Source organism: Plantactinospora sonchi (genome assembly GCF_036422035.1).
Lineage (GTDB): Bacteria > Actinomycetota > Actinomycetes > Mycobacteriales > Micromonosporaceae > Plantactinospora > Plantactinospora sonchi.
Genome location: NZ_JAZGQK010000006.1, coordinates 557233 through 583222, shown reverse-complemented (window position 1 = coordinate 583222; position 25990 = coordinate 557233). Strand labels below are relative to the sequence as shown.

Here is a 25990-nt window from a genome sequence, read left to right as displayed (position 1 = left end):
ACGCTAGCGACACCCCGGACACGGGTCAACTGGTAAAGTTGGTTTCGATGGAAACAGTCGAGGACGTGACACGGATGCGCCTGGTGGGCGGCAACCTCGCCCTGGACTTCGTCAACACCCGCAGTGGTCCACCCGACGGCACCCCCGACGACGACGTGCTCACCGGCTACCCCGAGTTGATCGCCTGGGGCGTCTACGCGGGCGCCCTCACCGAGGCAGAGGCGACAGCACTGCGCCGACTGTCCCGCGACGACCCGGGCGGCGCCCGGCACGCCCTCAGGCGATCACTGCGTACCCGGGACGATCTCGACGACGTGTTCCGGGCACTGGCCACCGGTGGGAGCCCGGGCACGTCCGCACTGGCCCGGCTGCGCGACGACGAAGCGGACGCGCTCGGCCACGCACAGCTCGACCGGGCAGACACGTTCGTGTGGACCTGGCGGGACGACCACACGCTCGCCCGCCCGCTGCGGCCGGTGGTGCACGCGGCGGTTCAGCTGCTCACCACGGGCGCACTGGACCGGATCAAAGGATGCGGCGGCTGCCGCTTCCTCTTCAACGACGAGAGCAAGAACCGCAGTCGCCGCTGGTGCAGCATGGACGACTGCGGAACCACGGAGAAGATCCGGCGCTACGTCGCCGCGCGACGTACGCGTGCGACGCGGTGAGCGCCGGCGGGTTGGCACGTCGCGGGCTGCGTGCGACCAGGTGGTCGTCGCGTCGAGGGCCGGACGCGACCAGGTGGCACCACAGGGTGAAGACGGACAACGCCGACGGGGACAACCGGCCGGGCGACAGGAAGCCGCGACGGCGCCGGTGGCTGAGGCGGACGGTCGCCGGGCTCGTCGTCACGCTGGTCGCCGCCGTCGTCGGACTCGTCGTGGCGTACCCGGTCGTCGCCGCGGCGGCCTGCCCCGGCTGCTACGGACTGCGGAAGGCCGGCCCGGGCGTGTACGTCGACGGCGACGCGACACCGGAACAGCGGCGTCAGATGGTGGACATGGTCGCGGCGGCGCGTCAGCGGGTCCGCGACTTCTACCGCGACATCCGCAGCGACCCACGGGTCCTGGTCTGCCTCAGCGCCGACTGCTATCGGCACATCGGCGGTGGCGGCGAGAAGGGCCGGGCGCTACTCGACCGCGTCCTGCTGCTGTCCCCGGACGGCGCCAACGTGGTGATCGCCAGCCACGAGCTGGCGCACACCGAGCTGTACCGACGGCTCGGCTCCCGGTACGCGCAGGTGCCAAGGTGGTTCAACGAGGGACTCGCGGTGCTGATCTCCGACGACGCGCGGTATCTCACCGCGAGGCCGGCCGCCGAACGCTGCCCGATCGACCATCCCGAGGCGCTGGCGGCGACACGCGCCACGACGACTCCCGCTCCGGGCGCGGAGCAGGACTTCTACCGCAACGGCGCCTGCGTGGTGGACCGCTGGGTCGCCACCCACGGCGGGGCCGACGCCGTACACGATCTCATCCGCCGCCTGCTGGCCGGTGAACCCTTCACCGACATCGTCGTCACGGCCTGACCAGGCATCCAGGTCTTCAGGCGTCCAGGTACGCGAGGACGGCGAGGACCCGCCGGTTGTCGTCGTCGGACGGCGGCATGTCCAGTTTCGTGAGGATGTTGTTGATGTGCTTGCTCACGGCTTTTTCGGTGATCCGGAGCTTGACCGCGATCGCCGCGTTGGAGCGGCCTTCGGCCATCACCCCGAGCACCTCGCGTTCCCGGGCGGTGAGCACGGCGAGTGGCTCCCGGCGGTCGAGCAGTTGCGAGACCACTTCCGGGTCCATGGCGGTTCCACCGCCGGCGACTCTGCGGACGGCGTCGACGAACTCGCTGATGTTCGACACCCGGTCCTTGAGGAGGTAGCCGACCCCGCCGTGCGGGGTGCTGAGCAGTTCACGGGCGTAGAGGGGCTCGACGTGCTGGGAGAGCATGAGGATCGGCAGGCCGGGCATCTGGTTGCGGGCCGCGATCGCAGCCTGCAACCCTTCGTCGGTGAAGGTCGGGGGCAGGCGGACGTCGATCACCGCCACCTGCGGCTTGTGTGTGACCAGGACGGGAAGCAACGCGGGGCCGTTGTCGACCATCGCGACGACGTCGAAGTCGAAGGCTCGCAGGAGCCGGGTCAGTCCGTCCCGAAGGAGGGCATTGTCCTCGGCGATGACAACGCGCACGGAACCTCCATGGTGATGACGGTCGGTCCCCCGGGCGGGCTCGACAGTGCGATCGTGCCGTCGAACGCGGCGAGGCGGCGTTCGATACCGCGCAGACCGGTACCGGCAGCGGGATCGGCACCACCGGCACCGTCGTCGGTGACCACCATCGTCAGCACACCCACCGTATGCCGTAACGACACCGATCCGGTGCTGGCCCGGCTGTACCGGATCATGTTGGTCAGCGTCTCGGCGACGGCGAAGTACGCCGCGGACTCGACCGGCGTGTCCGGCCGTCCCGGCAGGTCGACGTCGACCGTGATCGGCAGCGGCAGACTGAGCGCCAACGCACGGACGGCACCGCCGAGCCCGCGTTCGGCGAGCACCGGCGGGTGAATGCCACGGACCAGGTGTCGCAGCTCGACGAGCGCCGTACCGCTGGACTCGCGCGCTTCGACGAGCAGTTCGTGGGCCGCCGCCGGGTCCCGGTCGATCAGTTCGTCGGCCAGACCGATCATCATGCTCAGCGAGACGAGGCGCGCCTGGACGCCGTCGTGCAGGTCGCGTTCGATGCGACGCAGCTCCGCCGCCTGGGCGTCCACCGTGTCAGCGCGGGTCACCGTCAGCTGGGTCACCCGCAGCCGGAGTTCGGCGGCCCTGGTCGGCGCGAGGAACAGCCGGGCGAAGTAGGCGTCGACACGGCGCAGCCACGGCGCGGCCCACAGACCGACGACGAGGATCACCGCGCCTTGCGGTATGCAGAGCAGCCCGTCACTGAACGTGTCGATGGACCAGATGGCGCCGTAGCCGTACCAGCCGGTACCGAGCCAGATCAACAACGGTGCCAGTGTCAGACCCGCGAGGCCGTACAACGGCACCGCCGCGCAGATCGTCCCGAGGCCGAATCCGACGATCGCGCCGGGCCCGAGCCAGGCGAGGTCCCGCCAGGTGGCCGGGTCCGTCACGGTCCACCGGAAGCGCTGCCAGCCACCGGCCACGGCCCGCTCCGGGGGCGGATGGTACGGACGGGTCACCAGGACACCGGTCCGGGAGGCACGCCTGCGCTCAAGATCGGCACGCATCCGCACCAGTGTCATCGTCCAGGGCACCAACGCCAGACCGAGGAACGGCACCGGAGTCAGCGCCAACGTGACGGCGGACACGGCGAGCAGCGGCAGGTTGGTCAACGCCAGACCGATCCCGGCCATGCCGGACAACACGGAGCGCCCGCTGTCCCGGGCCCACCGGACGACCCTCTCGCCAGTCCCGGCCACGTCCACAGCTCTCATTGTGCCCGCGGATCCACGGCGCAATCGTGGTGCTAGCACCCCCGTGCCGGAGGATGTAGCGCTCCTGACGATCCGGGCGCCGAGCGCTTTGATAGAAACATGACGACAACCGTGATGCCGTCCCGGACGACAACCGGCAGCGATTTCGCCGCCCTGTCCCGCCGGATCAACGGCGAGGGGCTGATGCAGCGCCGGCCCGCCTACTACGCCGTACGGCTGAGCGTCGTTGCGCTCATGTTCCTCGGCGGTTGGACCGCGTTTTTTGTCATCGGCTCGTCCTGGTGGCAGTTGGTGACAGCGGCATTCCTGGCTGTCACGTTCACCCAGGTCGCGCTCGTGGCGCACGACCTGGCGCACCGCCAGGTGTTCCGCACGAAACGCCCCGGAGAATTCGCCGGACGGCTGGCCGGAAACCTTGGCGTCGGGATGAGTTACGGCTGGTGGATGGACAAGCACACCCGCCACCACAACAATCCCAACCATGACGACCTCGACCCGGACGTCGCGCCCGAGGTGCTCATCTGGGCCACGGAGTCGGCCCTGGGCCGCCGTGGGCTGAAGGGCTTCATCACCCGCCACCAGGCCGTACTGTTCTTCCCGCTGCTCACCCTGCTCGCGATCGACCTGAAGGTGTCCAGCGTCAAGGCGTTGCGCAACGGTACGGTGAAGCGCCGCGGCCTGGAATCCGCCCTGCTGATCCTGCACGCGGTCAGCTACCTGTCCGCACTGCTGATCGTCCTCTCGCCGCTGCAGGCCATCGCCTTCCTGCTGGTGCACCAGGCACTGTTCGGCGTCTACCTCGGCATGACGTTCGCGCCCAACCACAAGGGCATGCCGCACCCGACCGGCGACGAGGACTTCCTCCGCAAGCAGGTGCTGACCTCCCGCAACGTCCGGGGCGGCTGGCTCACCGACGCGGCGCTGGGCGGCCTGAACTACCAGATCGAGCACCACCTGTTCCCCGGCATGCCGACCCCCAACCTGCGGAAGGCCCAGCCGATCGTGCAGGCGTACTGCGCCGAGATCGGGGTCGCCTACGAACAGACCAGCCTCGTCACCTCCTACCGTGAGGCCCTGCAGTACCTGCACCAGGTCGGTGCACCGGCCCGCGCCGAGCACGCGGCACGCTGAGCCAGCCGCCAGAGCGCGCGCCGCGGCCCCGGCCCCGGCGCGCTCCGCGTCCCACCACCGCGTTGTCCGCAGCGCCTCACCCTGCGGCCTGACCTGCGGCCAACTCGGTCAACAGCTTCTCGACCCGGGTACGGATCTCGTCGCGGATCGGCCGGACCGCGTCGATGCCCTGGCCTGCCGGGTCGTCGAGCTGCCAGTCCTCGTAGCGTTTGCCGGGGAAGACCGGACAGGCGTCGCCGCAGCCCATGGTGACGATCACGTCGGAGGTCTCGGCCGTCTCCCACTCCAGCAGCTTCGGGGTCTGGTCGGTGATGTCGATGCCGACCTCGCGCATCGCCTCGACGGCGGCGGGGTTGACCTGGTCGGCGGGGGCGGAGCCGGCGGAGCGGACCTCGACGCTGTCACCGGCGAGGTGGCGCAGCCAGCCGGCGGCCATCTGGGAGCGGCCGGCGTTGTGTACACAGACGAACAGGACACTGGGCTTTTCGGGCATGGTCGGTTCCTTCGCGGCAGGGTGGAGAGGCCGTGGCTGGTGGTCGAGCCGGGCAGCGGAGAAACGCCCGAGGTACGGGTCGTTGATGTAGCGGCTCATCGTGGCCGTCCCCCCGGTCCCGGCCGGCCAACCGGATCGGACGGCTCGGGCCGACCCGCCGGGACGGACCGCTCGGGCGGGAACAGGCGTCGGCGCAGGGCGAGGCTGACGTAGACCAGCGCAACGAGGACGGGGACCTCGATCAGGGGTCCGACGACGCCGGCGAGGGCCTGGCCGCTGGTGACCCCGAAGGTGCCGATCGCCACGGCGATGGCGAGTTCGAAGTTGTTGCCGGCGGCGGTGAAGGCCAGGGTGGTGGTCCGCTCGTAGTTGAGCCCGATGCCCCGACCGAGGGCGTACGAGCCGGCCCACATGATCGCGAAGTAGACCAGCAGCGGTACGGCGATCAGTGCGACGTCCCACGGTCGGCTGGTGATCGCGTCGCCCTGCAGGGCGAACAGGATGACGATGGTGAACAGCAGCCCGTACAGGGCGACCGGACCGATCGACGGCAGGAACGACCTCTCGTACCAGGTGCGGCCCTTTGCCCGTTCGCCTTGGCGGCGGGTGAGGTAGCCGGCGAGCAGCGGGACACCCAGGAAGATCAGCACGTTGCGGGCGATGTCCCAGCCGGAGACGGTGAGCGCCTCGCCGGACAGCCCCAGCCAGTCCGGCAGCACCGACAGGTAGAACCAGCCGAGTACGCCGAAGGCGAGGACCTGGAAGACGGAGTTGAGGGCGACGAGCACGGCGGCGGCCTCCCGGTCGCCGCAGGCGAGGTCGTTCCAGATGATCACCATGGCGATGCACCGGGCCAGGCCGACGATGATCAGGCCGGTGCGGTACTCGGCGTGGTCGGCGAGGAAGATCCAGGCCAGGGCGAACATGACCGCCGGGCCGAGCAGCCAGTTCAGCACCAGCGACGAGATCAGCAGGCGACGGTCGCCGGTGACGGTGTCGAGCCGGTCGTAGCGGACCTTGGCCAGCACCGGGTACATCATGACCAGGAGCCCGACGGCGATAGGCAGCGAGATCCCGCCGACCTTGACCGCTTCCAGCGCGGTGTTCAGGCCGGGGACGACACGACCGAGCAGCAGCCCGGCGACCATCGCCAGGCCGATCCACAACGGCAGGAACCGGTCGAGGCGGGACAACCGGGCGACGACGGCGGACGTGGCGTCGGCGGTCGGGACATTGGCGGTCATCGGCACTCCCGTCCGGCGTCGCGCAGGTGCCCGGCCACCTACGCGCTCGCCGGCATGCCGACTTCGAGCAGGCTCGCGAGCTGCCTCATGAGCCCCGACCGCGCCCGGTAGTAGACCCAGGTGCCTCGGCGCTCGGCATCGACGAGGCCGGCCTCGCGCAGGGTCTTCAGGTGGTGGGAGATCGTCGGACCGGACAGCTCGAACGCCGGGGTGAGTTCGCAGACACAGATCTCCCCGCCGGGTGCCGAGGCGATCATCGACATCAACCGCAGCCGCACGGGATCGCCGAGCGCCTTGAAGGCCGGGGCGAGCACGGCGGCGGTCTCCGCCGGGATCCGCTGTTCGCTGATCGGCGCGCAGCAGGGCTTTCCGGCGTTGAGATCCGCCAGGGTGAGCGCCGGCGTTTGCTTCGACATGTGTCTAGGTTGACAGACCTCGAATCAGGGTGCAAATCCCTGCTCTGAAGCACGCCGAGGCAGCCCGACGCCGACCACTCTTTACTACCCCGTACGGCAGCGTCGATGATGTGCCCCATGTCGATCATCGCGCATCTGAGCGACCCGCACTTCGACGGCAGCGAACGCGCACTGGCCCGCTCCCGGCGGACCATGGCTTATCTGCGCGGCTGCGACGTCGACGTCATCCTGGTGACCGGCGATCTCACCGACCACGGCGACGTCAAAGAATACGAGCAGGTCAAGGCTGAACTCGTGGCGGACGTCCCGGTCCTGCTGCTACCCGGCAACCATGACGACCGGGCCGCCTACCGTAAGGTCCTGCTCGGTGACGACGGCACCGCGCCGATCAACCAGCTGCGCCGAGCCGGCGGTGCACTTTTCGCGCTCTGCGACTCCACGATTCCGGGCAAGCACGAGGGCCTGCTCGCGCCCGAGACCCTCGATTGGCTCCGAGGTGTCCTCGCCGAAGCCGAAGAGCCGGTCTTCGTCTGCCTCCACCACCATCCGATCCGGGTGAACAATCCCCTGCTCGACAGCATCCGGCTTCGCAACCCCGATGAACTCGCCGCGGTGGTGAGCGCGTCCTCAACGGTGGCCGCCGTCCTGTGCGGACACGCGCATGCCGCCGCCGCAGCGACCTTCGCCGGCCTGCCACTGGTCGCGGCGCCCGGAATCTTCTCCACCACCCGCCTGCCCTGGACCACGACGGACGAACTCGCCTGGTCGAACACCTTCGACCGCGATGACGTACCTGGCCTGGTGTTCCACGTTCTGGAGGACGGCCAACTGACAAGCCACTTCCGCAGCGTCCCCTCGTGACATCATTGCCGCCAACCGGGAAGTCACCGGGAATCCGTGGGTGCCGGTAGGTTGTCGGCTCGCGAGCGCAGACTGGTGCCTGGGCGAGGCCGCGCGCTACCCGGCACCGTGACGGGTCGCCCCGGCTTTGGCGCCGTGACCACCAGCCGTCGGTCGTTACTGTGTCCGCATGGCCGAATTCAGCAACGGGGCGCTCCATACCGTCGAAGCCAACGGAATCCTGCTGGCGTACCGGGTCGCCGGTGACCCGGCCCGCCCGCCGATGGTGCTGCTGCACGGCCTCGGCGACGACGGGCGAGAATGGCGGACCGTACTGCCCGCCCTCGCCGAGGGCTACCGCGTGTACGCGCTCGACCTGCGGGGTCACGGCCGCAGTGGGCACCCGGGCCACTACTCGTTCGAGTTGATGCGCGACGACGTGATCGGCTTCCTCGACGTCCTCGGCATCGAACGTTGTGTGCTGATCGGCCACTCCATGGGAGCGGTGGTGGCGACCCTGGTGGCGCAGACCGCCGCTCACCGGCTCACCCACCTCGTCCTGGAGGACGCCACGCCACCGCGCCCAGGGGATCTGGAGCGTCCTCCGCTGGACGCGCCGGACGCGCCCACCCCCTACGACTTCGCCGTGGTCAACGCCATCCGCGCGCAACTCGGCAACCCTGACCCGGCCTGGTGGGACGGCACCGCGGCGGTCAAGGTCCCCACCCTGATCGTCGGCGGGGCGCACAGCAGCATCCCGCAGAGCCTGCTCGCGGCGACGGCGGACCGGATGCCCGACGCCACCCTGGTCACCATCGCCGCTGGCCACTACGTGCACCAGGAGCAACCCGCGGAGTTCCTCGCCGCCGTCGACGGCTTCCTCGCCGCGCGGGCGGTCAGCTGAATCCGCACCGGTCACCGGCTGGCCGGACATCCGTACGACGATCCGGCCCCACACCCGCGACCTCGTGGACGACGAGGAGGCCGGTGAGCCCGTTCGACCGGGCCGCGTCCTCGGTCAGCGCAGCCGTCGGAAGAACGTCCGGATGTCGTCCACCAGCAGCTCGGGTGCTTCCAGGGCGGCGAAGTGTCCTCCCCGGTCGAACTCCGACCAGTGCACCACGTTGTGCTCCCGTTCCGAGAGCCGGCGGATCGCGGGATCGGTCGGGAAGACCGCGATGCCGGTCGGCACGGTGGAACGGACGACCGGCTCCGGCGACGCGTTCCGGGTCTCGTAGTAGAGCTGGGCCGAGGTGGCGCCGGTGCCGGTGAGCCAGTAGAGCGTGGCGTTGGTGAGCAGGATGTCCCGGTCCACCGCCTCGTGCGGCAGCTCGTACGCCGGATCGGTCCACTCCCTGAACTTGTCGACGATCCAGCCGAGTTGGCCGACCGGCGAGTCGGTCAGCGCGTACGCCAGGGTCTGGGGCCGGGTGCCCTGGATGTCGGCGTACCCGGTGCCGTACCGCCTGACCTGCTCGGCGGCGGCGAGCCTGGCCCGTTCGACATCGGTGAGCCCGACGAGCTCCGCCGGGTCGGCGGACGGGAACGCCAGCCCGCCGTTGATGTGCACCCCGACGACCCGGTCCGGGGCCAGCCGGCCGAGCAGGGGCGAGACGACGGAACCGGTGTCGCCGCCCTGCGCGCCGTACCGCTGGTAACCCAGTCGGGCCATAAGCTCCGCCCAGGCCCGGGCGATCCGGGCGTGGTTCCAGCCCGGTTCGCGCAGCGGTGTGGAGAACCCGAATCCCGGCACTGACGGTGCGACGACGTGAAAGGCGTCCGCCGGGTCGGCACCGTACCGGCGCGGATCGGTGAGCGGGCCGATGACGTGCAGGAACTCGACTATCGAGCCCGGCCAGCCGTGCGTGACCACCAGCGGCATCGCATCCGGCTCAGGTGACCGGACGTGCAGGAAGTGCAGCCGTTGACCATCGATCTCGGTGGTGAACTGGGTGAACTCGTTGAGCCGCGCCTCCCAGGCCCGCCACTCGTACCCGTGCAGCCAGTGCCGCACCAGCCCGGCCAGGTAGTCGACCGGTACGCCCCGGTCCCAGCCGACGCCGGGCAGTTCGGCCGGCCACCGGGTTCGGCGCAGCCGGTCCCGCAGGTCGTCCAGGGCGGGAAGCGGGATGTTGATCCGGAAGTCGTGGACGTCTGACATGTGAAGACCTGCTGCCCGTTCCGGCGTCGCCGTACACCGGTTCCCGAGCCGGTACCGGTCGTTGGCCGCGGCCCACGTCGACCAACCGGCCCAAGCCCGCCTTCGCCGTCTACCGCGACAACGGCCAGCCACCCGTCACCAGACGTCCCTGAGCGCGGCGCGCGTCTCCGAGCCCACCGGGATACCCGACGGCCCGGTGACGGTGAGTTCGGCTCCGCCGGCGACGTCACCGCACCACCATCGCCGGACGCGCGGGCGACGGACGTACCGCGCGATCAGATCACTGCCGGCCTGCTGCGCAACTCCCGAAGGACGCCGTGCCGCTTCAGCGCCCAGACCAGGCGGCGGGCCGGACGGTGCCGCAGGAGCAGCACTGTCGCCTCCCTGACCAGGGTCAGTCGCCGGCCGCGGAACTCGTCCTCCGCCGCCTTCCACACCAGTGTCCGCATCCCCTGCGACTCGAGGGCGTCGCGGATCTCGGCGCGTACGGCGGGATCGTCCAGAGCGGACCGGATCGAGGACGCGAGGCCCGGGCGGTCGGCGAGGTTGTCCGAGATCGCGGCGGCCAGGCTGTGCCGGATGTCGTCGGTCTCCACCAGCAGCAGGACCGCGGCGCGGATCTCCGCTGTCTCCAGCGCCGACCGCAGGAGTTCCATCGCCCGGCGCCGCACCTCGTCGTCGTGATCGTCGACGGCCAGCGCGGCGAGCAGGGACGTCACCTCGTCCAGGTCGATCAGGTGCCGCAGGCCAGCCCGGAAGTCGGGTCGTTCCCACGCGGCGAGCAGTACCTTGACCACGTTGCGATCCATGTCCTCACCTACCCGGTCGACACTCGGGACGAAACGAGTGAGGCATTTCGAGGCTTCCGCCCGCCGCCGGGACCGATCGACGTCCGCCGGTCTCCCGTCGACGCGGGGGCGAGACCTCGACCGCCGTACGGCCGCAGCGGCTAGCCTGCCGTCATGGCGAGCCCCGAACTGGATGAGTTGATCGTCGCGGACGCCGAGGCGCTGCGCGCCTGGTTGTCGGCCAACCACGCCACGTCGCCGGGCGTCTGGCTGGCCCTGACCAGAAAGGGCGGCACGGTCACCACGCTGACCTGGCAGCAGGCGGTCGACGAGGCGCTGTGCTTCGGCTGGATCGACGGGCAGGCCCGTAAGCGGGATCAGGAGACCTCTTTGATCCGGTTCACCCCTCGCCGGCCCCGCAGTTCCTGGTCGCAACGCAATGTCGCGAACGTGGCCCGGCTGGAGGAGCAGGGGCGGATGCTGCCCCCGGGCCGCGCTGCCATAGAGGCCGCGAAGGCGGACGGGCGGTGGGCAGCCGCCTACGCTCCGCCGTCGGAAGCCGAGGTGCCGGCCGACCTCCTCGCCGCCATCGCCGCCGACCCCGCCGCCCAGGCCATGTTCGACGTACTCACCAGCACCAACCGGTTCGCTCTCATCCATCGCGTCAATGCCGTGAAACGGGCGGAGACCCGTGAGCGGAAGATCCGCGAGTTCGTCGCCATGCTGGCCCGCCACGAGACGCTCTATCCGCAGAAGCGGCTCCCGGTCCCCGCCGAACCTGAGGATCGCCCGTAGCGCTGACACACCTGGGTACCGTTCGCTTCGCGGCCGTTTCCGCCGGATCGACGGCGAGCGGTCGCCTACGGTGTGTGGATCGGAGCGGTGATCTCCCATTCGCGCGGGGCGCTGACCTTCGCCCAGCTGTCGCCGAACGTCTTTCGGCGGAGCGGCGCCGAGAGGTTGCAGAACCGGAACCACGTGCGGCTGAGGAACATGTCGACCGGGCTGCTTGTCAGTCCCTGTCGCAGGGTCTCCATGGCCACGTCGACGGCCTCGAAGCCGTACTCGCGCATCTCGGCCTCGTAGGCGCCGATCGCGTCGAGTAGGGGCAGCTGGCCCCGGGCGACCTGCGACAGTTGGCGGGTGAGGAGGGCGGCGTCGCGCAGGGCGGTGTTGGCGCCGTTGCCGCCGGTCGGGGGCATGCCGTGCATCGCGTCGCCGAGAACGGTGACCCGGGAGGGTGACCAGGGAGCCGGCCGGTCGGACGCCCGGAACGGGAACGCGCTCACGTCGTCGGGTGGGCACCGGTCGACGAGCTGGCGTAGTGCCGGATGCCAGTCGGTGACGAGGTTGGCGATGTGGGCCTTGAGTTGGACGCCGTCGAGGCGTTCCGGATGTGCGGGGAGCTGGTCGTCGCGGGCGACAAACGCGCACAGGAGATAGTCGTCCCCGGCCGGCTGTTGACGTTCGAACGCCGAGGTGAACAGGAAGTACGGTGCAGCCGCCATGATCAGGTTCATGCCCTGACCGAGCCGGCTGGGCAGCCAGGTCCGGGTGTCATGGTCGAGCGGCAACTTGAGTCCGACACCGAGCGCGTGGGTGTCGCGGCGGGTGGCGGCGGGCAGGTATTGGGCGCGCAGGCGGGAGTTGATCCCGTCGGCGCCGACAAGGACGTCGCCCGTTACCGAGGTGCCGTCGGCGAAGTGGGCGGTGGGGCGGCCGTCGGCGGCGTGCTCGTAGCGGTCGAAGGTCTTGCCGTAGTGGACGGTGTCGCCGAGCCCGTCGAGGAGGATGCCGCGCAACGTGTGGCGGTCGACGGGGTAGGACCGTTCGGCGGGGTCGGGAACATCCGGGTACATGATCGTGTCCTCGACGACCACCAGCTCGCGGAGGTCGCTCTGGAGGAAGCCGAAGCCGCCACCAGGGCGGCCCGCGGTGTCCAGGAACGCCTGCCACTGCCGGTCGGGCAGGCAGGCACGCAACGACCGGCTGCCTGCCGGGTTGATCGCGAGCCGGTAGCGGTCCAGGCGGTCGTCGCGATGCGCGTCGCGCTCGTACACCGCGGCCTCGACCCCGTGTCCGCGCAGGCCGTGTGCGAGCGCGAGACCGCCGATGCCGCCACCGATGATGACTACGTTGATCATTCTGGGGCTCCCCGTGAGTAGAGGTCGCACAGCTGCTTGACGACGACCTCGGCCGTGTCCGGACGTAGGCGTAGGCCCTTGAGGGTGGCGATCACCAGCTCCACACTGGCGTCGACGTCGACCGACCAGGTCCCGCGTTCGATGCCTTCCTCGAAGAGCGCCACGAGTGCGGCTCGCCAGCCCTGCTCGTCCTGTCTGATGTTGGCCGCCATCGTCGCGTCGCGGCGGGCACGCAGATCAAGCTCGTCGAGCACGATGAAGAGTTCAGGCCGTTCCACGATCGCCGTGGCGACCGCACCCAGGTGGCGACGCAACCGCCTGGCGGGTTCCAGGTCGGCCTGCATGGTCCCCTCGAGCTGGCTGGTGACGTGCTCGAGCACCGCGGCGATCAGGTCCTCCTTGGTCCGGAAGTAGTGGTGCAGCGTGGAGTGGTCGATGCCGGCGGCGGCAGCGATGGGCCGCAACCGGAAACCCTCGAAACCCTGGTCGGCGATCGCCGCGAACGCCGCACGGATCAGTGCCTGTCGACGGTCGACCTGCTCAGCCATTCCACACCTCAAAGCTTCAACCAACTGGTTGGTGGACGGTAGCACATCGACAGAAGATCGATCAACCAACTGGTTGGTAGGGCGATTTCCAGCGCACACGACGTTCAGCGAGGGCTCGCCCAACCGGCTGGATCGCGCGCCCCGGTCGCTGTCGACGAGCGCGCACCGAGCACCCAACCGTCCACAGGGGACGGGACGGGAAAACGAAAGGCGCCTGACCCATGTTGCCACGGGTCAGGCGCCTAACGATCTTGTGCGCCCGAAGGGATTCGAACCCCTAACCTTCTGATCCGTAGTCAGATGCTCTATCCGTTGAGCTACGGGCGCAGGTGCCGAGTCAGTCTACACACCCCATCTCAGCGCGGAGACTCCGGGATTCGAACCCGGGAGGGGCTTTAAGACCCCAACCGCATTAGCAGTGCGGCGCCATAGACCAGACTAGGCGAAGTCTCCCCGTGGCCAGCAGACCACGTTGACCGAGGATACAGGGCAGGCGGCCACCGGAGCAAAACGGCTTTTCCGGAGCGGTCCTGGCCGGCCAGCGGACCTCGAAGGTGACGGCCCCCACCGGCACGTCGGCAATCTCCGTCGATTCCCGCCGGGTGCGCGGGGCGCAGCGCGACTAGGCTCGGTTGACATGGAGGAACAGCCGCCCGCCGAGTCTCCACGCCGCCGTTCCCAGCCGCAGTCGCCACGTCGTTCCGAGGCGACCCGGGCTGCCTTCGCCCCGCCCGCCGAGCCGGATCAGGAGCAGGTCCCCGCGCCCGCGCCCCGGCCCCGGAGCCGGAAGGCGGCGCCGGCCGTACTCTTCAAACCGCCGACCGACCCGGAGCCGCCGACCGACCGGGAACAACCCCCGGCCGCCGGGCGGGAAGAGCCGGCAGCGCCGGCAGAGCAGCCAGCCCCGGCACCGACTTCTCCCAACGGGCCGCCCCCCGGACCGGCGGACGGCGCGAAAGCCGGACAACCGGAATCCTCCGCTCCGGACGGGCCGCCGGCCGACCCGACGACCGCACCGGGCAGTTCCGTGCCCCGGAAGAGGGCAAAAAAGGCGGCCAGCAAGGCGGCGAAGAAGGCGGCCGGAACAGTGGTCGACGCGTCCGGAACGGAGACCACCTCGGCGCGGACAACCACCGCGGCCGGGCTCACCGCCGGCAGCACCGCCAAGAAGGCCACAGCCGCCAGGAAAGCCACAGCCGCCAAGAAGGCCACAGCTGTCAAAAGAACCACAGGGACCACAGCGACCACCGCCGCCGCCACGGGGGCGACGGTCGCCGCGACCGGGGACTCGCCCGGGACGTCCGACGCCGCCGGCAAGGCCCCGGCCAGGAAGATCACCGTCCCGGGACAGCCCGTGCCGGCCGCCGAGGTGGTGCTCGAGGCGGAAACGTCCGGGCGTACACCGGGATCCGGTCCCCGGCCGTCGGCGGCGCGCTGGATCATCGACCACCCCGGGTACGCGCCCGAACTGCTCGCCCTGGCCGCCGTGCAGGCGCTCGGGCCGGAGGCGGCCGCCTGGGCGGCGCGGCTCCGGACGGCCTACCCGACCGCGACCCCGGCCGGGCTGGCTCGGCTGGCCACCCGGCGGTACGTCCGGATCTCCGGCATCGGGGCCGCCCTCTCCATCGGCACCGGGGTCCTCGCCCCGGTCGCCGAGCTGGCCACGCTCGTCTGGTCCCAGGCCGAACTGGCGCTCCGGCTCGCCGCCGCGTACGGTCTCGACCCGACCGAGCCCGAGCGTGCCGCCGACCTGCTGGTGCTGACCCGGATCCATCCGGATCACCAGAGCGCCCGGGCCGCCCTGGCCGCCGCCGAAGGGGTGGTCAACGGCGACGGCCCGGACTGGGACAGCGAGCCGGCCGACCGAATCACCCAGGCCGCATGGCGGCTCGGCGCGCCGACGCTGGCCCGTACCACGGGGTGGCTGGCGCTGCGGTTGACCACCCGGCTGCTGCCCGGGGCGACGGTGCTGGCCGCCGGCCTGGCCGGCGCGTCCGCCACCGAACGGCTCGCCGCCCGGGCCACCACCCTCTACCGGTCCGCCGCCGGAAGGCCGTCGGCCTGACAGCCCGCCGCCCGGGCAGTGGGTCCTGTACCGGGCGGGGCCCAGGGGGCTGACCCGGTCGCCGCGACGCCGGACCGTGCCGGGTCACCCGGGGCACCCCCACGCCCACTCTGCTCTTCGCGCACCCCTCCGGCTCAGAGCCAGTCGAACCAGTCGCGGGGCAGCAGCGCGTAGCCGACGAAGGCGACCACGTCGAGCAGGGTGTGCGCCACGACCAGCGGCAGCACCCGCCGGGTACGCAGGAAGAACAGCGCGAAGATCACGCCCATCACCACGTTGCCGAGGAACGCGCCGAAGCCCTGGTAGAGGTGGTACGAGCCGCGCAGCAGGGCGCTGGTCGCGATCACCGCGCCGATCCGCCACCCCATCCGCCGCAGTCGGGTCATCAGGTAGCCGACCACGACGACCTCTTCGAGGATCGCGTTCTGGGCCGCGGAGAGGATCAGCACCGGGACCGTCCACCAGGTCGGCGGCAGGCTCGCCGGCACCACGCTGGCGTTGATGCCGAGCTGGGCCGCCACCCAGAACAGGCCGAGCCCGGGCAGGCCGATCACGGCGGCCAGCCCCGCTCCCCAGGCGAGGTCGTGACCGGGGCGACGGGCGTCCAGCCCGAGCGCCGCCCGCGCCCCGACGGGTTCGGGCTGGTCGGCGACCGGGTTGGCGAGGACGTCGGCCAGGCCGGGTACCCGTTCCGGGTCGAGCAGCCCGGCCCGGTCCAGGAGCCGGTCCCGGTTCAACAGGTGTACGGCGAGCAGCACCGGCACCAGCGCGAAGAAGATGCCCAGCAGCTGGTAGGTGAGGTCGAGCCAGGGGCGGGGCGACTGGGAGGCGTTCAGGGTCGCGGTCTGCTGGGACAGCGGCCGGTCGGCGGTCAGCCGGGCGATGATCGTCACCGCCGAGTAGATCGCGGACTGTCCCAGCGACACACCGAGGACCAGTAGCACCTCGGTACCCAGAACCCGGCGGGTGAGTGGCCGGGCGAGATCAACCGTCACCCGACAACTGTGCCCGATCGCCCCGGCGACCGGGGTCCGCCGACCGGTTCGCCACCCCGGTACGACCCGATCGCACACTCTGTGCGACCTGAATCAACGCTGAGTGTTCATTCTTGTTCGCGCAGGGCCCTCGACCGGGAAGGCGTCATGGACAACCTCGCGCAGCTGTTGAAGGAGAGCTGGACCCTCGTCGAGGGGCAGCGGGACAAGCTCGCCGGATACTTCTACGCCCGGTTGTTCCTGTCCGACCCCGCACTGCGCGCCCTGTTCCCGATCCAGATGGACGGGCAGCGGGACCGGCTGCTGGAGGCGATCGTGACCGCCGTCCAGACGATCGACGATCCGGAGAACTTCGACGAGTACCTCCGCGCGCTGGGTCGGGACCACCGGAAGTACCACGTCCGGTCCACGCACTACGACACCATGGGGGCCGCGCTGCTGGACGCGCTCCGGCAGGCCACCGGCGACCAGTGGACCGTCGAGTACGACCAGGCGTGGCGGGACGCGTACCGGGCGATCGCGGAGAAGATGCAGGCCGGGGCCGCCGCCGACGGCAATCCGCCGTTCTGGCACGCCGAGGTGATCGGCCACGAGCGCCGGGGCAGCGACATCGCCGTACTGACCTGCCGACCGTTGACGGAACCGCTGCCGTACCGGGCCGGCCAGTACGTCAGCGTCGAGGTGCCGCTGCACCGGCCGAGGATGTGGCGGACGTACTCGGTCGCGAACGCGCCCCGCGAGGACAACACCCTGGAGTTCCACGTCCGGGCGGTCGGCGCCGGTTGGGTCTCCAGCGCGCTGGTCCGCCGGGTCAAGGTGGGTGACCTGCTGCGGCTGGCCGCCCCGATGGGTTCGATGACGCTGGACCCGCACTCGACCCGGGATCTGCTCTGCGTGGCCGGCGGCGTCGGGCTGGCCCCGATCAAGGCGCTCGCCGAGGAGCTGGCCGGCCACAACCGCACCCGGTGGATGCACGTCTTCGCCGGTGCGACCACCCGTGACGAGCTGTACGGCCTCGCCGAACTGTACGAGCTGGCGGCGAACCACCCCTGGCTGTCGATCATCCCGGCCTGCAGTGCCGATCCGGGGTTCGTCGGCGAGCAGGGCGAGGTCGCCGAGGTCTTCGCCCGGTACGGCCCGTGGACCACCCACGACTGTTACGTCTCCGGTTCGGCGACGCTGGTCCGCGCCGCGCTCCGGACGCTCGCCGCCGACGACGTACCGCCGGAGAACATCCGGTACGACGCCTTCGGCGACCTCTAGACCCCCCTCTCCCCCCAAGCCGGGTCTCGTGCCCTGCCGGCAGGGCACGAGACCCGGCTCCCCCTCGTTGTGGGACCGGGTCTCTGTCGGGACGGGACGCTCAGTAGCGCCAGGGGTTGCCGGTGTCCCGGTATTCCTCGATCGGCACCAGCGGCACGTCGGGGTCCATCCGATCGACGTAGAGCCGCCCTTCGAGGTGGTCGACCTCGTGCGCGACCAGCCGCGCCATGGCGAGCTCGAACGAGGTGATCACCCGGGCGCCGTCCCAGCGGGCGTGTTCGACGTCGAGCCGCAGCGGCCGGGAGACCAGGCCGCGGAGGTCGAACAGGGAGAGGCAGCCCTCGTACTGCTCGTCGGTCTCCAACGCGGCGTCGACCACCCGCGGGTTGAGCAGTACCACCGGTTCGGCCTCCCGGTCCGGCGGCCGGACCAGGGCGGCGGCCCAGGGCAGCCCGAGCTGCGGCGCGGCGAGCCCGACCCCCTTGTTGAACGGGTGCAGCTCGTCGAGCCGTTCCAGGGCGGCGCGGAGCCGGGCGACCACGTCCCGGGCGTTGACCTCGTCGCGGGGCAGGTCGAACTGCCGGGCCGGCTGCCGGAGCAGGTCGGCACCGAGCTGCACGATGCCGGCCGCGCGCATCCGGTCGCTGGCCCGGGTCGGCGGTTCGGCGGGCGCCGGGGCCGGGGGTGCCGGCTGGGCACGGTACCGCCACTCGAGCCGGTAGCGGGCGTTCAGCGGCGGCTCGTCGGTGGACCACTCGAACAGCGCCCGGCCGTCGTCGTCGTGACGGACCAGCGGGGTACGCAGTGGTCCCTCCTCGGCCGACAGCGAGATCTCCACCCCCCAGACCTGGGGGTCGAACTCCAGCGGCAGGTCGAGTCGGAGGGCGAGCCGCCGGGTGGGCAGCCGTACCGCCCGCTGGAACCACTGGCCCCACTTGTCCTGGCTGACCCGGTAGGAGTACTCGGTGGTGACCCGTTCGCCGGGGTAGAGCGGGAACCGGCCGTCGCCGTTCTCGAAGAGCAGCCAGACTTCCTTGAACGCGTCCCGGTCGTGCTTCTTGCGCCACTCCATCGGCTCGCGGGTGCCCTGGTCGTCGCAGAACGCCTGCAGGTCCAGTTCGGCGAAGGTGAGCGGATTCTCCCGGTGGTGCCGGTTGGACCGGGCCGGGTCGTTGGGGTACCGGTCGACGGCGATCCGGACCAGGTAGCGGGTCACCGGCTCGGTGCCGGCGTTGTAGAGCGCCCGTCGGATCACGCAGCGGTACGCGTCGTCGTGGAAGGCGAGGGTGGCGGTCTCCTGCTCCACTATCAGTCCGGTGCCGGGCGGCATCCACTGCTCGGGTACCGGCGGGTCCCGGTGGGCGACGGCGGTGGTCCGGGCCTGGCGGAGTTCGTCGTACTCCTGGAAGCGCTGCCAGATCGCGCCGGACGCACCGAGCACCGCCTCCGCCCGCCTGGCGAAGTCCTCGGTGGGGCGGTGGCGGCGGCCCTCGACGTGGCTGACGTACGACGGGTCGAAGCCCATTCGGGCCGCGAGCTGTTTTTTTGTCATGCCCCGCTCGACCCGTCGGCGGGACAGCTCGGCCGCGAACGAGTCGGCAGCCCGTTCGATAGGCGAGGTCGTCATCACATTCCTCTGGCCGGGAATCTCAGTCTGCCGGCCAAGCCGCCCAGTCTGACAGAACTGCCGCTTTCGCGACAATGGCTTGACATTTCGGCCAGCGTCTTTGATCCTGCCCGATCCGTCGGCCGGCGTCGGCCCGACCCGCCGAGCCCGCCCGGGGTCCGCAACGGGGGCGCGCGTCCCGGAGTCGGTTAGCCGACCCGGGGACGGGGAAGTTGTCGGAAGCTCCGCGTGATCGCCTTAACTCTGGTTAGCCTAGCCTTAGTAAGCTAGGGTGACGATCAGTTAGTCAAGCGGAGGGTGGACATCGCGTGACACTGCTGGCATCAGGGCAGACCAGGCCGGTCACGGCCAGGGTGGCCACCGCGCGGCGTTACTCCACCCCGCGACGCATTGGCGACTCCGCGTGACCGTCATGATCGGCGACCGGGCCGCCGCACCGCTCGCTCCGGTGACCGCCACGCTGCGCGCGACCTTCGGCACCGACGACCTTCCCGGGCTCGCCAGCGGCCTGCTCGTCACCGACGAGTTGGGCTGGGTTCCGGCCACCGAGCTGGTCGACGGCACCCGGCTGCCCGAGGTGCTCGCCGCCGCCCGGCAGCGCTGGAACGCCGCCCCGCACGCCGCCGCCGCGCTGACCTGGAAGGGCTACGCCTACTGGCTCTCCCTGCCGGTGGTGCTGGGCTGGGCCTCCGCCCGGCGGGTTCCGCTGCTGCGCCCGGAGGACGTACTGGTCCACCTTGAGGCGCACCGGCCGCTGCTCAAGATCGGGCTGCGTCGTACCACCACCATCGCGGTGCTGCCGTCGGACCCGCTGGCCCTGACCGACCTTCCCGAGATCCGGGTCGTGGCGGACGAGGCCGAGCTGCTGGACGTACTGCGCGGCTCTCTGCTCGACGCGCACCTGGCCCCGATGCTGGACGCCCTGCACGGCCAGGTCCGGGTCGGCGCCCGTACGCTGCTCGGCTCGGTCGCCTCCGGGGTGGCGCACGGCGTGCTGCGCGCCGCCGACTCACTGCCCGGCGGCTCGGCGGAGACGATCGGCACCCTGCTGGAGACGCTCGGCGTGGCGGACCTGATCGACCTGGTCCCCGGCCCGGCCGGGGAACTGACCGTGCAGCGCAAGACCTGCTGTCTGGCGTTCACCCTGCCGCAGCCGAAGGTCTGCACCGGATGCTGCCTACGCTCCGCCTGAGCGGCCGCGACGGGATTGACCGACGAACCGACACCTGGTCGTAATCGGGTCGATACGACCTGCGAGGGCGCTCGGGATATGGTCGGGCTGGTCTGGTAACAAAACACCCCCGAACTGGTCACAACCGAAGTGCAAGTCATGAGTTCGGCTCGCACGAGTGCCCCAATTTCCCTACGGTCGTCGTAGATGGTTCACTCTGTCGGTCCAGTGCAGGTCGAGTCAGAGCGTGAGGAATCGACGCATGGCAGAAATAACTGGAGATCAGCGGGTTCAGGAAGAGGTGCTCGAGGGCCTCGCCACCGCCGTCAACCACCGGCGCTGGTTCGTGGAGCTGGCCCTGCCGTACCTCGGCGACAACCCGATCGAGATCGGCAGTGGCCTGGGCGACTACGCCATCGAGTGGGCCCCCTTCCTGCAACGGTTCACCGCCACCGAGGCGGACCCGGACCGGCTGATCGCCCTGAAGGAGCGGCTCTCCGGCGACCCGAACATCGAGGTCCGGCAGATGCTGCTGCCCACCAACGAGCAGGGTGACTACAGCGCCGCGGTCTCCTACAACGTGTTGGAGCACATCGAGGACCACGTCGGCGCGCTGCAAAGCATGCGCGGCCTGGTCCGCCCGGGCGGGGCGATCGTGCTGATCGTGCCGGCCTTCGAGTTCGCGATGGGCCCGGCCGACATCGCCACCGGGCACGTCCGGCGCTACACCAAGAAGACCATGCGGGCCGCGCTGGAGGAGGCGGGGCTGCAGGTCGAGACCCTGCACTACGCCAACGCACTCGGCCTGATCGGCTACTACATGGCGACCAACGTCTTCCGGCTGATGCCGAAGGAAGGCCCGATGGTCAAGGTGTACGACACCCTCGTGCTGCCGGTGACGAAGGCCGCCGAGCGGGTGGTCCGTCCGCCGTTCGGCCAGTCGGTCTTCGCCGTCGCCCGGGTCCCCGCCTGACCGTTCGCGGGGCCACGGGCCGGCATCGACCGGGGTCATCCCGGAAACAGATGCCGGCCCGGTTCACCGTCAGCCCTTGACCTGGTACGTCGGGCGGATCACCGCCCGCGCCAGGGTGTGGAACGTCAGGTTGAAGCCGACGTACGCCGGGCTGGCGTCCGGTGTGAGGTCGAGCTGCTCGACGTCCAGGGCGTGCACCGCGAAGACGTACCGGTGTGGACGGTCCCCGGCCGGCGGCGCCGAACCGCCGTAGGACTGCTCGCCGTAGTCGTTGCGGACGCTGAACGCACCCGGGACACCGGCCGACGAGTCGCTTCCCGCTCCCCTCGGCAGCTCGGTCACCCCGGCCGGGACGTTGACCAGCACCCAGTGCCAGAACCCGCTGCCGGTCGGCGCGTCCGGGTCGTAGCAGGTCACCGTGAAGCTGCGGGTCTCCGCGGGAAAGCCCGACCAGGCGAGCTGCGGGGACCGGTTCTCCCCGCCCACACTGGTGTGCCCGAACTCCACCGGCATCTGCTCGCCGTCCCGGACGTCCGCGCTGGTCAGCGTGAACTCCGGAACCGCCGGCAGCACCGCGTACGGGTCGGGTGGAATCGGTCGGTCAAGGGTCATCGAAGGAGGTCCTTTCCGCGCAACAGGTGGCCCCACCGAAGCGGCGGTGCCGTGTCCCTTTCTACCCGCTGACAGGGACGTCACCCGCCGGACCTCACCCGGGAGTTCCCTGCCACGTCAGCGGCCGGGGCACCGCCCGGTTCCCTCCCGGGGCCGTCCCTCGGGCACGTCGTCGCCCCACGCGCCCGTACCCGGTGCGGTGTCGGCGGTACGCCGCAGTTCGGCGACGGTGACCCCGGGTGGCGGTACGGCGGCCCGGCGGTGGATCTCGACCACCAGCGGTGGCTCCGGACGTTCCACCCGGGCCAGGTAGCCGAGCGCGACGGCGAGCGCCTCGCAGTGCAGTACGCCGCAGAGCGGGCAGATGCCCTCGTGGTCCGGGGTGTGCTCGGCGACGATCCGGCGAGCCACCAGGATCAGTCGGTTCCGCACCTGCACCGGGGACAGCAGCTCCATGCTCGCCCTCGCTCCACTTGTCCGCCCACCCCGGGGCGTGCCGTTCGGCCGCGACACCAGCCGAACCGGCATCTACGCAGAATAATCAGCTGACTACTTTGGGTAGGTTAGTGGACCGCACCGCATCCCCGTCAACCGGTTGTACGACAGTTCCCACGGAACGGATCGGGCCGACATGGGCGGCCGTCGCGGGGAGATCCCCGTTGGTGAATGCGGAGGGCGTGGGATTCGAACCCACGAAGAGGATCGCTCCCCTTACCGGTTTTCAAGACCAGCGCCATCGGCCACTAGGCGAGCCCTCCCGGGCCACGGTCGCCGGCGATACGGCGGTCGCGGCCGTGCCTAGTCTGCCACGAGCGTCCACCGGGTGGGCGTACCCGGTCTCCGGAAGTCACCCGGGCCCTACCGGGCGGGCCCGGCCGTGACACCGCCGCAACCGATCCGGGGGGCGCGCCACGACAGAGATCCGGTAAGACTGTAGGGATGAAGGCGATCACCATCCCCGAGCCCGGTGGACCCGACGCGCTCGTCTGGGCCGAGGTACCCGATCCAACCCCGGGGCCGGGCGAGGTGGTGATAGACGTCCGGGCCAGTGCGGTCAACCGGGCCGACCTGCTGCAACGGCAGGGCTACTACCCGCCGCCGGCCGGCGCGCCGCCGTACCCGGGTCTGGAGTGCGCCGGGGTGGTCAGCGCGCTCGGACCCGAGGTGACCGGCTGGGAGCTGGGCCAGCCGGTCTGTGCCCTGCTCAGCGGCGGCGGCTACGCCGAGCGGGTGGCGGTCCCCGCCGGGCAGCTGCTACCGGTGCCGGAGACCGTCGAGCTGGCCGACTCGGCCGCGCTCCCGGAGGTCGCCTGCACGGTCTGGTCGAACGTCGTGCAGCTCGCCCGGCTCGGCATCGGCGAGACGCTGCTGGTGCACGGCGGCGGCAGCGGCATCGGCACCTTCGCGATCCAGCTCGGCACCGCGCTCGGCGCGACCGTGCTGGTCACCGCCCGGTCCAACAAGCACGAACGGCTGCGGGAACTGGGCGCCGCGCTGGCGGTCGACTACACCACCGAGGACTTCGTCGAGGCCACGAAACAGGCCACCGAGGGCCGGGGCGCCGACGTCATCCTGGACATCATGGGCGGGTCGTACCTCGGGCGGAACGTCACGGCGCTGGCCACCGGCGGCCGGATCGTGGTGATCGGACTGCAGGGCGGCCGCAAGGGCGAGCTCAACCTCGCCGAGCTGCTGGCCAAGCGGGGTTCGGTGGCCGCCACCGCGCTGCGCGCCCGACCGACGGCGGAGAAGGCGGCGATTGTCCGGGGGGTACGCGAGGAGGTCTGGCCGCTGATCGAGTCGGGCGCGATCCGGCCGATCGTCCACCACCGGCTGCCGATGAGCGAGGCCGCCGAGGCGCACCGGCTCGTCGACTCCAGCGATCACTTCGGCAAGGTGCTGCTCACCGTCGACTGATCCGTCACCGGCTGCCGGGGCAGCAACCGGCGCGGGCCGGGCCCGTCCGCCGCCAGGGCGTCCTCCGGGTTGTAGATGGCACAGCTGCGCAGCGACAGGCAGCCGCAGCCGATGCAGCCGCTCAACCGGTCGCGTAGCCCGGTGAGCAGCGCGATCTGCGCGTCCAGCCGGCCGCGCCAGCGCGTGGAGAGCCGCGCCCAGTCGGCCTTGGTCGGGGTACGCGACTCGGGCAGCGTCGCCAACGCCGTCCGAATCTCCTCCAGCGACACCCCGACCTGCTGGGCGATCCGGATGAACGACACCCGACGGATCTCGGCCCGGTCGAACCGGCGCTGGTTGCCGCCGGTCCGGCCGGCCCGGATCAGCCCGAGCCGCTCGTAGTAGCGCAACGCCGACGTCGCCACCCCGGAGCGGGCCGCCAGCTCCCCGATGGTCAGCGTCTCCTGTGGCACGCCGGACCTCCCATCTGTCGAAACTCCCTGTCTCCGGGCCTTGAGTTGAAGCGCACTTCAACTTGCAGGGTAGAGACATGACGACACCGACCTCCACCCCGACCCGGCCGCCACTCGGGCCGCTGCTGCGCCGGCTCACCGGTGACGAGAAACACGCACCGAGCGCGCACTCCACCCTGGACGTGCTCTGGGTGCTCTACGACCGCGTGCTCCGGGTCAGCCCGGACACCGTCGACGCCCCCGACCGGGACCGTTTCCTGCTCTCCAAGGGACACGGACCGGCCGCCTACTACGCCGTACTCGCCGCCAAGGGGTTCATCCCGGAGGACTGGCTCGACGACCTGGCCGGCCCGGAGAGCCGGCTCGGCCACCACCCCGACCGGCTGCTGGTACCCGGCGTCGAGATCGGGACCGGTTCACTCGGCCACGGGCTCGGACTGGCCGTCGGCACCGCCCTCGGGCTGCGGGCCCAGGGCCTGACCGGACCCCGGGTGTACGTCCTGCTCGGCGACGCCGAACTCGACGAGGGTGCCAACCACGAGGCGATCGCGTACGCCGGCGCGACCGGGCTCGACCCGCTGACCGCGATCGTGGTCGACAACCAGTCCGCCAGCCACGGCTGGCCCGGTGGGATCGCCAGCCGGTTCACCGTGAACGGCTGGACCGCCTCGACCGTCGACGGCCGGGACCACCACGCCCTGGAGGACGCGCTGACCACCCGACACCCCGGCCGGCCGCACGTTGTCGTGGCCGTCGTCGCACCGAAGGAGCACTGAGATGCGGGACGCCTTCGTCCAGACCACCGTCGACCTGCTGGAGAACGATCCGCGTACCGCCCTGGTGCTCGCCGACATCTCCGCCGACCGGTTCGTCGACGCCGCCCGGCGTCACCCGGACCGGGTGCTCAACGTCGGGATCCGCGAGCAGCTCATGGTCGGGGTCGCCGGTGGGCTGGCGCTGACCGGGATGCGCCCGATCGTGCACTCGTACGCCACGTTCGCCGTCGACCGGACCTACGAGCAGCTCAAACTCGACCTCGACCACCAGGGGGTGGGCGCGATCGTGGTCACCGTCGGCGCCTCGTACGACGGGGCGGAGATGGGGCGTACCCACCTGTCCCCGGCCGACGTGGCCCTGATCGACACGCTCACCGGCTGGACGGTGCACGTACCCGGTCATCCGGCCGAGGTGCCCGCGCTGCTCCGGGCCGCGGCCCAGCACGACGGGCCGGTCTACCTGCGGCTCTCCACCCAGGTCAACGACCTGCCCCGGCCGGATGCCGGACAGTTGGCCGTGGTGCACCGGGGCAGTCCGGTGGCGCCGGTGGTGGTCGCGGTCGGCCCGATGCTGCATCCGGTGCTCCAGGCGGTCACCGGGCTGGACGTCACGGTGACGTACACCCACACGCCGCGTCCGTTCGACGTCGGCGGCCTGCGGGAACTGCTCCCGGCCCCGGACGGTGCCGTCGCCCCGGCGGTGGTGCTGGTCGAGCCCTACCTGGCCGGTACGTCGAGCGCGGTGCTCAGCGAGGGGCTGTCGGACGTACCGCACCGGCTGCTGGCCCTCGGCGTCGGCCGCGCCGACCTGCACCGGTACGGCAGCCCGGCGGACCACGCCCGGTGGCACGGCCTGGACCCGGCGGGGCTGCGCCGTTCGGTCAGCGCCTTCCTCGGTTGACCGGCCGGTCGACCGCCGACGCGAT

The 25990-nt window shown here is 71.0% G+C and carries 27 protein-coding genes and 3 tRNA genes; 13 read left to right on the top strand and 17 right to left on the bottom strand.

The window, feature by feature from the left end:
* Positions 1 to 47: 47 nt before the first annotated feature.
* Entirely contained in the window at positions 48 to 668 is a 621-nt protein-coding gene (locus V1633_RS09125) for a CGNR zinc finger domain-containing protein (protein WP_331213739.1), read from the top strand.
* A gap of 86 nt (positions 669 to 754) precedes the next feature.
* Entirely contained in the window at positions 755 to 1528 is a 774-nt protein-coding gene (locus V1633_RS09120; RefSeq protein ID WP_331213738.1) for a hypothetical protein, read from the top strand.
* Between the two features lie 16 nt (positions 1529 to 1544).
* Here V1633_RS09120 and V1633_RS09115 read toward each other — a convergent pair whose 3' ends face one another.
* Both V1633_RS09115 and V1633_RS09110 read right to left on the bottom strand, forming a co-directional pair.
* Entirely contained in the window at positions 1545 to 2180 is a 636-nt protein-coding gene (locus V1633_RS09115) for a response regulator transcription factor (RefSeq protein WP_331213737.1), read from the bottom strand.
* Positions 2132 to 3367, bottom strand: coding sequence for a sensor histidine kinase (locus tag V1633_RS09110; protein WP_331213736.1), 1236 nt, complete (start codon positions 3365 to 3367; stop codon positions 2132 to 2134). The genes V1633_RS09115 and V1633_RS09110 overlap by 49 nt, the downstream gene beginning before the upstream one ends.
* 180 nt (positions 3368 to 3547) lie before the next feature.
* Here V1633_RS09110 and V1633_RS09105 point away from each other — a divergent pair, with 180 nt between their 5' ends.
* A complete protein-coding gene (locus tag V1633_RS09105) occupies positions 3548 to 4579 on the top strand; it encodes a fatty acid desaturase family protein (RefSeq protein ID WP_331213735.1) in 1032 nt (343 codons plus the stop codon).
* A 76-nt stretch (positions 4580 to 4655) separates the two neighbouring features.
* Here the strand turns inward: V1633_RS09105 and V1633_RS09100 are convergent, their stop codons facing one another.
* From V1633_RS09100 to V1633_RS09090, 3 genes are all read right to left on the bottom strand, one after another.
* The gene (locus V1633_RS09100) at positions 4656 to 5072 is read right to left on the bottom strand and encodes an arsenate reductase ArsC (RefSeq protein ID WP_331213734.1); all 417 of its coding nucleotides are present in this window, start codon (positions 5070 to 5072) and stop codon (positions 4656 to 4658) included.
* Positions 5073 to 5167: 95 nt separating this feature from the next.
* Positions 5168 to 6316 (bottom strand): ACR3 family arsenite efflux transporter, encoded by a 1149-nt coding sequence (gene arsB, locus V1633_RS09095; protein WP_331213733.1) that lies wholly within the window; start codon positions 6314 to 6316, stop codon positions 5168 to 5170.
* A gap of 38 nt (positions 6317 to 6354) precedes the next feature.
* Positions 6355 to 6732, bottom strand: a complete 378-nt coding sequence (locus V1633_RS09090) for an ArsR/SmtB family transcription factor (RefSeq protein ID WP_331213732.1) — start codon at positions 6730 to 6732, stop codon at positions 6355 to 6357.
* Between the two features lie 117 nt (positions 6733 to 6849).
* Between V1633_RS09090 and V1633_RS09085 the strand changes: the two genes are divergently transcribed.
* Together V1633_RS09085 and V1633_RS09080 are read left to right on the top strand one after the other, a co-directional pair.
* Positions 6850 to 7593, top strand: coding sequence for a metallophosphoesterase (locus tag V1633_RS09085; RefSeq protein WP_331213731.1), 744 nt, complete (start codon positions 6850 to 6852; stop codon positions 7591 to 7593).
* A gap of 169 nt (positions 7594 to 7762) precedes the next feature.
* Positions 7763 to 8476, top strand: a complete 714-nt coding sequence (locus tag V1633_RS09080; RefSeq protein ID WP_331213730.1) for an alpha/beta fold hydrolase — start codon at positions 7763 to 7765, stop codon at positions 8474 to 8476.
* Between the two features lie 114 nt (positions 8477 to 8590).
* Here the strand turns inward: V1633_RS09080 and V1633_RS09075 are convergent, their stop codons facing one another.
* Both V1633_RS09075 and V1633_RS09070 read right to left on the bottom strand, forming a co-directional pair.
* Positions 8591 to 9733 (bottom strand): epoxide hydrolase family protein, encoded by a 1143-nt coding sequence (locus V1633_RS09075; RefSeq protein WP_331213729.1) that lies wholly within the window; start codon positions 9731 to 9733, stop codon positions 8591 to 8593.
* Positions 9734 to 10008: 275 nt separating this feature from the next.
* The gene (locus tag V1633_RS09070; protein WP_331213728.1) at positions 10009 to 10542 is read right to left on the bottom strand and encodes a hypothetical protein; all 534 of its coding nucleotides are present in this window, start codon (positions 10540 to 10542) and stop codon (positions 10009 to 10011) included.
* Between the two features lie 153 nt (positions 10543 to 10695).
* Between V1633_RS09070 and V1633_RS09065 the strand changes: the two genes are divergently transcribed.
* A complete protein-coding gene (locus tag V1633_RS09065) occupies positions 10696 to 11316 on the top strand; it encodes a YdeI/OmpD-associated family protein (RefSeq protein ID WP_331213727.1) in 621 nt (206 codons plus the stop codon).
* Between the two features lie 65 nt (positions 11317 to 11381).
* Here the strand turns inward: V1633_RS09065 and V1633_RS09060 are convergent, their stop codons facing one another.
* The 4 genes from V1633_RS09060 to V1633_RS09045 all read right to left on the bottom strand — a co-directional run bounded on the left by V1633_RS09060 (position 11382) and on the right by V1633_RS09045 (position 13666).
* A complete protein-coding gene (locus tag V1633_RS09060) occupies positions 11382 to 12665 on the bottom strand; it encodes an FAD-dependent oxidoreductase (RefSeq protein ID WP_331213726.1) in 1284 nt (427 codons plus the stop codon).
* Positions 12662 to 13213, bottom strand: a complete 552-nt coding sequence (locus V1633_RS09055; RefSeq protein WP_331213725.1) for a TetR/AcrR family transcriptional regulator — start codon at positions 13211 to 13213, stop codon at positions 12662 to 12664. The genes V1633_RS09060 and V1633_RS09055 overlap by 4 nt, the downstream gene beginning before the upstream one ends.
* Positions 13214 to 13467: 254 nt before the next feature.
* Positions 13468 to 13540, bottom strand: a tRNA-Arg gene (locus V1633_RS09050).
* Between the two features lie 35 nt (positions 13541 to 13575).
* A tRNA-Ser gene (locus tag V1633_RS09045) sits at positions 13576 to 13666 on the bottom strand.
* 574 nt (positions 13667 to 14240) lie between these two features.
* Here V1633_RS09045 and V1633_RS09040 point away from each other — a divergent pair.
* A complete protein-coding gene (locus tag V1633_RS09040; protein WP_331213724.1) occupies positions 14241 to 15278 on the top strand; it encodes a hypothetical protein in 1038 nt (345 codons plus the stop codon).
* A 134-nt stretch (positions 15279 to 15412) separates the two neighbouring features.
* On the opposite strand, the gene V1633_RS09035 is transcribed toward V1633_RS09040, so the two are convergent.
* The gene (locus tag V1633_RS09035; protein ID WP_331213723.1) at positions 15413 to 16273 is read right to left on the bottom strand and encodes a CPBP family intramembrane glutamic endopeptidase; all 861 of its coding nucleotides are present in this window, start codon (positions 16271 to 16273) and stop codon (positions 15413 to 15415) included.
* A gap of 147 nt (positions 16274 to 16420) precedes the next feature.
* Between V1633_RS09035 and V1633_RS09030 the strand changes: the two genes are divergently transcribed.
* The gene (locus V1633_RS09030) at positions 16421 to 17536 is read left to right on the top strand and encodes a globin domain-containing protein (protein WP_331213722.1); all 1116 of its coding nucleotides are present in this window, start codon (positions 16421 to 16423) and stop codon (positions 17534 to 17536) included.
* Positions 17537 to 17636: 100 nt separating this feature from the next.
* Here V1633_RS09030 and V1633_RS09025 read toward each other — a convergent pair whose 3' ends face one another.
* Positions 17637 to 19163, bottom strand: a complete 1527-nt coding sequence (locus V1633_RS09025; protein ID WP_331213721.1) for a peptide deformylase — start codon at positions 19161 to 19163, stop codon at positions 17637 to 17639.
* 412 nt (positions 19164 to 19575) lie between these two features.
* On the opposite strand from V1633_RS09025, the gene V1633_RS09020 reads away from it, so the two are divergent.
* Both V1633_RS09020 and V1633_RS09015 read left to right on the top strand, forming a co-directional pair.
* Positions 19576 to 20355, top strand: coding sequence for an IucA/IucC family C-terminal-domain containing protein (locus tag V1633_RS09020; RefSeq protein WP_331213829.1), 780 nt, complete (start codon positions 19576 to 19578; stop codon positions 20353 to 20355).
* A 241-nt stretch (positions 20356 to 20596) separates the two neighbouring features.
* Positions 20597 to 21307 (top strand): class I SAM-dependent methyltransferase, encoded by a 711-nt coding sequence (locus tag V1633_RS09015; protein ID WP_331213720.1) that lies wholly within the window; start codon positions 20597 to 20599, stop codon positions 21305 to 21307.
* A gap of 69 nt (positions 21308 to 21376) precedes the next feature.
* Here V1633_RS09015 and V1633_RS09010 read toward each other — a convergent pair whose 3' ends face one another.
* The 3 genes from V1633_RS09010 to V1633_RS09000 all read right to left on the bottom strand — a co-directional run bounded on the left by V1633_RS09010 (position 21377) and on the right by V1633_RS09000 (position 22677).
* Positions 21377 to 21919 carry a YbhB/YbcL family Raf kinase inhibitor-like protein gene (locus tag V1633_RS09010; RefSeq protein WP_331213719.1) on the bottom strand — a complete coding sequence of 181 codons (543 nt, stop codon included), beginning with the start codon at positions 21917 to 21919 and terminating at the stop codon, positions 21377 to 21379.
* 117 nt (positions 21920 to 22036) lie between these two features.
* Positions 22037 to 22375 (bottom strand): hypothetical protein, encoded by a 339-nt coding sequence (locus V1633_RS09005; protein WP_331213718.1) that lies wholly within the window; start codon positions 22373 to 22375, stop codon positions 22037 to 22039.
* Positions 22376 to 22588: 213 nt separating this feature from the next.
* Positions 22589 to 22677, bottom strand: a tRNA-Ser gene (locus V1633_RS09000).
* A 181-nt stretch (positions 22678 to 22858) separates the two neighbouring features.
* Here V1633_RS09000 and V1633_RS08995 point away from each other — a divergent pair.
* Positions 22859 to 23836 (top strand): NAD(P)H-quinone oxidoreductase, encoded by a 978-nt coding sequence (locus tag V1633_RS08995; protein ID WP_331213717.1) that lies wholly within the window; start codon positions 22859 to 22861, stop codon positions 23834 to 23836.
* Here the strand turns inward: V1633_RS08995 and soxR are convergent.
* A complete protein-coding gene (soxR, locus tag V1633_RS08990; protein ID WP_331213716.1) occupies positions 23803 to 24288 on the bottom strand; it encodes a redox-sensitive transcriptional activator SoxR in 486 nt (161 codons plus the stop codon). The two genes, V1633_RS08995 and soxR, sit on opposite strands and share 34 nt — an antisense overlap.
* 77 nt (positions 24289 to 24365) lie before the next feature.
* Between soxR and V1633_RS08985 the strand changes: the two genes are divergently transcribed.
* Positions 24366 to 25064, top strand: a complete 699-nt coding sequence (locus V1633_RS08985; RefSeq protein WP_331213715.1) for a transketolase — start codon at positions 24366 to 24368, stop codon at positions 25062 to 25064.
* Position 25065: 1 nt separating this feature from the next.
* The gene (locus V1633_RS08980) at positions 25066 to 25965 is read left to right on the top strand and encodes a transketolase family protein (RefSeq protein WP_331213714.1); all 900 of its coding nucleotides are present in this window, start codon (positions 25066 to 25068) and stop codon (positions 25963 to 25965) included.
* Positions 25966 to 25990: the final 25 nt, after the last annotated feature.

Bases quoted from the DNA above. Each gene is read 5' to 3' on its own strand.
- V1633_RS09100 (WP_331213734.1), bottom strand. From the start codon at position 5,072: ATGCCCGAAAAGCCCAGTGTCCTGTTCGTCTGTGTACACAACGCCGGC.
- V1633_RS09030 (WP_331213722.1), top strand. From the start codon at position 16,421: ATGGACAACCTCGCGCAGCTGTTGAAGGAGAGCTGGACCCTCGTCGAG.
- arsB (WP_331213733.1), bottom strand. From the start codon at position 6,316: ATGACCGCCAATGTCCCGACCGCCGACGCCACGTCCGCCGTCGTCGCC.
- V1633_RS09085 (WP_331213731.1), top strand. From the start codon at position 6,850: ATGTCGATCATCGCGCATCTGAGCGACCCGCACTTCGACGGCAGCGAA.
- V1633_RS09010 (WP_331213719.1), bottom strand. From the start codon at position 21,919: ATGACCCTTGACCGACCGATTCCACCCGACCCGTACGCGGTGCTGCCG.
- V1633_RS09110 (WP_331213736.1), bottom strand. From the start codon at position 3,367: ATGGCCGGGATCGGTCTGGCGTTGACCAACCTGCCGCTGCTCGCCGTG.
- V1633_RS09005 (WP_331213718.1), bottom strand. From the start codon at position 22,375: ATGGAGCTGCTGTCCCCGGTGCAGGTGCGGAACCGACTGATCCTGGTG.
- V1633_RS09025 (WP_331213721.1), bottom strand. From the start codon at position 19,163: ATGACGACCTCGCCTATCGAACGGGCTGCCGACTCGTTCGCGGCCGAG.
- V1633_RS09060 (WP_331213726.1), bottom strand. From the start codon at position 12,665: ATGATCAACGTAGTCATCATCGGTGGCGGCATCGGCGGTCTCGCGCTC.
- V1633_RS08985 (WP_331213715.1), top strand. From the start codon at position 24,366: ATGACGACACCGACCTCCACCCCGACCCGGCCGCCACTCGGGCCGCTG.
- V1633_RS09020 (WP_331213829.1), top strand. From the start codon at position 19,576: ATGATCGGCGACCGGGCCGCCGCACCGCTCGCTCCGGTGACCGCCACG.
- V1633_RS09105 (WP_331213735.1), top strand. From the start codon at position 3,548: ATGACGACAACCGTGATGCCGTCCCGGACGACAACCGGCAGCGATTTC.
- V1633_RS09090 (WP_331213732.1), bottom strand. From the start codon at position 6,732: ATGTCGAAGCAAACGCCGGCGCTCACCCTGGCGGATCTCAACGCCGGA.
- V1633_RS09125 (WP_331213739.1), top strand. From the start codon at position 48: ATGGAAACAGTCGAGGACGTGACACGGATGCGCCTGGTGGGCGGCAAC.
- V1633_RS09055 (WP_331213725.1), bottom strand. From the start codon at position 13,213: ATGGCTGAGCAGGTCGACCGTCGACAGGCACTGATCCGTGCGGCGTTC.
- V1633_RS09075 (WP_331213729.1), bottom strand. From the start codon at position 9,733: ATGTCAGACGTCCACGACTTCCGGATCAACATCCCGCTTCCCGCCCTG.
- V1633_RS08995 (WP_331213717.1), top strand. From the start codon at position 22,859: ATGAAGGCGATCACCATCCCCGAGCCCGGTGGACCCGACGCGCTCGTC.
- V1633_RS08980 (WP_331213714.1), top strand. From the start codon at position 25,066: ATGCGGGACGCCTTCGTCCAGACCACCGTCGACCTGCTGGAGAACGAT.
- V1633_RS09080 (WP_331213730.1), top strand. From the start codon at position 7,763: ATGGCCGAATTCAGCAACGGGGCGCTCCATACCGTCGAAGCCAACGGA.
- V1633_RS09015 (WP_331213720.1), top strand. From the start codon at position 20,597: ATGGCAGAAATAACTGGAGATCAGCGGGTTCAGGAAGAGGTGCTCGAG.
- V1633_RS09065 (WP_331213727.1), top strand. From the start codon at position 10,696: ATGGCGAGCCCCGAACTGGATGAGTTGATCGTCGCGGACGCCGAGGCG.
- V1633_RS09070 (WP_331213728.1), bottom strand. From the start codon at position 10,542: ATGGATCGCAACGTGGTCAAGGTACTGCTCGCCGCGTGGGAACGACCC.